Raw genomic sequence first — 2,922 nt, 5'->3', positions numbered from 1 at the left:
TCTTCCACGATCTCAAGCGCTTTCGGGCCGTCGCCACCCGCTATGACAAGACGGCGACGAGCTACCTCGCCGTCCTGCACGTCGCATCCATGCTTCTTTGGCTGCGCTAATCAGGGACAGCCCCTAGTGCCTACACCGTCAAGGCGTGCCCAAGGCCTGGACGACCAGGACATCGAGGTCGATGACATCACCTGGGATGGCCTCGGCCCCCGTCACTTCCACGGATACGCGCTCCGTTCCGACCGGAGCCGTCAGCTCGCGCTCCATCCGGCCCCACTGTCCGGAGAGCACGGGACTCGAGAAGATGTGCTTACCCTAAATTCGGTCGCTGCGTCACGCGCGCGTCAAGTCCAGTCCGGCAGTGCGTCAAGGCCAGTGAGCGAGGCGCACAGAGGGCATCGTTCTGTCTATGGCGTCGGGGGCTTGGTACCATGCAGAGACCATGAGGCGCGCGGCGCACCCCGGCATTGACAGCATCACTGTCACAGACATGCCCGAAACCAGGTAGGGCGTTTCTCCCATGACCAGGAATGGAGCACTCAGGCTCTACTTCGCGGTCTACAGGATTGTCTAGGGTGACACCATGACCTGCTCCATCTCCGTCTTCATCTGTTCGAAGAACTGGTGCGCCCCTGGAGTTACATACAGCGAGCTTTGAGCTGGGGGAACTGTTACCAGCCAAGATAATTGGGTGGCTGGCAACTGTCGCAGCCTGCAGCGGCGCAGACGACTGCTCCGCCGCAGGCTGCCCCCTTCCGGAACTAAAAGCCTTGCACTCGCCCTGGCGTCGAGCGGTGCGTCTGTGGCGCCTCGCCCAGTTCGCCATAGGCGTTGAAGCCCCAGGCCCAGACGGTGCCGTCCGACCTCATTGCCAGAGTGTGAAGGCTACTAGCGGAGACTGCGACCACTCCAGTGAGGTTCTGCGCCCTCACCGGCACAAAACTGCCCGTCAACGTCCCGTCACCCAACTCACCGCTGAAGTTGCTGCCCCAGCTCCAGACGGTGCCGTCCGACTTCAACGCCACGGAGTGGCCAGCGCCACCAGCTACAGCCAATACCCCGGTGAGTTCCTGTACTTGAACCGGTGCGGAGCGATTCATTGTCGCCCCATCGCCCAATTGGCCGTGAATGTTCCAACCCCAGGCCCAGACGGTGCCGTCCGACCTCAACGCCACGTTGTGGTAGTAACCAACGGCGACGTCAGTCACCCCGGTGAGGCCCTGTACTTGAACTGGCGTGAGGCGGTCCGTTGTCGTCCCGTCACCCAGCTGACCATCCTCGTTCCAGCCCCAGGCCCAGACGGTGCCGTCCGACTTCACCGCTACGGTGTGGTACGAGGTTGCCGCGACGGCGACCACGCCGGTGAGGCCCTTCACCTGCACCGGCGTAAGGCGGCCCGTCGTCGTCCCGTCGCCCAGTTGGCCTTTTTCGTTCCAGCCCCAGGCCCAGACGGTACCGTCCGACTTTACCGCTACGGTGTGGCCCCCCACAGCAACGGCGACTACGCCGGTGAGGCCCTGTACTTGAGCCGGCGTGGCTCGATTCGTCGTCGTCCCGTCACCCAGCGCGCCGTTGCCGTTGTAGCCCCAGGTCCAGACGGTGCCGTCCGCTTTCAGCGCTGCGGAGTGGGAGCTATTGCCCGCAGCGACGGCGGCCACGCCCGTGAGGCCATGCACCTGCACCGGCGTAAAGCGGGCCGTCGTCGTCCCGTCGCCCAGGTTGCCATAGTCATTATTGCCCCAGGCCCAGAGAGCACCGTCCTCCTTCAAGAAGAACGAAGTGCACCAGCCACCCGACACGGCGGCGCGGCAGACGGTGCCGCCCTGGAGGGCGAAGACATAGGATGCGGAGAGGCCTAGCGCGTTGGTGACGGTGGCCGTCACCGTGGGAAGGCTTTTCTCGGTGACGCAGAAAGGAGCCGTCCAGAGGACTTCGCTGGTCGTGGCGGTGCTGGTGGGGGTGCCCAGGGTGCCAGTGCTAGTGGCCCAGGTGAAGGTGAGAGCGCTGCCCTGCGCATCCTTCGCCCCCGCGCGGAAGACGACGGTGCCGCCAACCGCCGGCATTGAGGCAACGGACTGGAAGGACTCCACCACCTCGGGCGGAAAGCGCGCGCTGCCGGGCGAGGAGGAGACGTAAATGGTGAGGCTGCCCTGGCCCTGGCCGCCCCGTCCGTCTCTCGCTATCACTGTGAGTTTGCACGTGCCGCCCGAGGGCCCCCCCGAAGGCGTGAAGCTGGCGGTGGCGGAGTTGGCATCGGCCCAGGTGCCGGCGCAGCTGGCAGTCCACTGGTAGCTGAGGGCGTCCCCGTCGGAGTCACTGGCGGAGGCCATCACCTGGGTGGCCTGACCGAGAGCAACAGAGGAAGGCAGGGCTGTCACCCTGGCCACCATGGGCCAGGTGTTGAAGGAGACGTTGACGGCGGCCTGCCCGATGCCGGTGCTCACTGTGACGGTGGCGCTCAGCGAGGTGCTGGCGCCCTTGGAGTCCGTAACGGTAAGCATCAGCACCACCTGGCCCGGCGTGGCTGGGGCCGTCCAGGTGCTGGTGAGGCTGGAGGGGGCGCTGAAGCTGCCAGTGCTGGCCGTCCAGGCGATGGTGAGGGTGTCCTCGGCATTCGGGTCGTCCGCGGTGGCATGGAGGGCCACTTGGCCGCCCGGGGAGACGGTGCCGAGGCTGGCCACCAGGGAGAGAATGCGCGGCGCGGCGTTGTCGAAGGGAGGAGGCGCATTCACCTCCTGCATCAGCAGGGTGACGGCCGCCGTCTGGCCGGCCTGGATGGTTACGGACGTCACCTCGCCTGAGTAACGCACCGTGTTGGAGGAATCGAAGGCCTGCGCGCTGAAGTGGCGTCCAAGGCCAGCGGGCAACTGCCCCAGCACCCCCTGCCTCTTATACACATCTGACGCTGCCGACGAAGCTAGA

At 65.6% G+C, this 2,922-nt stretch carries 2 protein-coding genes and 1 pseudogene; 1 reads left to right on the top strand and 2 read right to left on the bottom strand.

The annotated features are described in order from the left end of the window. A pseudogene (locus FL344_RS38025) lies at positions 1–110 on the top strand (IS5/IS1182 family transposase); the annotation flags it as partial. 28 nt (positions 111–138) lie between these two features. On the opposite strand, the gene FL344_RS38020 reads toward FL344_RS38025, so the two are convergent. Both FL344_RS38020 and FL344_RS39625 read right to left on the bottom strand, forming a co-directional pair. After that, positions 139–291, bottom strand: coding sequence for a hypothetical protein (locus FL344_RS38020; protein WP_153881195.1), 153 nt, complete (start codon positions 289–291; stop codon positions 139–141). Positions 292–761: 470 nt separating this feature from the next. Beyond that, on the bottom strand, positions 762–2,879 hold the full coding sequence (locus FL344_RS39625) for a kelch-like protein (protein WP_228565666.1): 2,118 nt from the start codon (positions 2,877–2,879) through the stop codon (positions 762–764). Positions 2,880–2,922 lie beyond the last annotated feature (43 nt).

It is taken from the genome of Myxococcus sp. AB036A (genome assembly GCF_006547355.1).
In the GTDB taxonomy this organism is placed as follows: domain Bacteria; phylum Myxococcota; class Myxococcia; order Myxococcales; family Myxococcaceae; genus Myxococcus; species Myxococcus virescens.
Note: the sequence above shows the minus strand (reverse complement) of the source record. Positions and strands in the feature narration are given on the sequence as shown.